This is a genomic window from Candidatus Cryosericum hinesii, assembly GCF_003570985.1.
GTDB classification, from domain to species: domain Bacteria; phylum Caldisericota; class Caldisericia; order Cryosericales; family Cryosericaceae; genus Cryosericum; species Cryosericum hinesii.
In genome coordinates, this window is record NZ_QXIW01000010.1 from 23,137 (window position 1) to 23,494 (window position 358).

Consider the following 358-nt stretch of genomic DNA (forward strand, 5'->3'; position numbering starts at 1 on the left):
TCACCATGAGTATAAACATCGACCCCAGTCCCTTGTGTTTGATCCAACAATTGCTCAAGGTCTGTCAGGTCATGGCCCGATATCAAAATTGCCGGGTTATTTCTGACACCTATGTTTACTTCTGTAATTTGGGGATCGCCATACTTTGATGTGTTGGCCTCGTCAAGCAGAGCCATTGCTGTAACACCAAATTGCCCGGTTTTCAAGGTCAAAGCCACCAGATCATCTGCAGAAAGTCCATCATTCAATGTCGCTGCCAGCGCTTCATAGACAAAGGCATAGATCTCGTCTTTTTCCTTTCCAGCAGTAAGGGCATGGTGTGTATATGCCGCTAGACCTTTAACACCATACGTGATCA

1 pseudogene is annotated in these 358 nt (G+C 45.8%); it reads right to left on the bottom strand.

The window, feature by feature from the left end:
• A pseudogene (locus SMC3_RS09540) lies at positions 1-358 on the bottom strand (hydroxylamine reductase); the annotation flags it as partial.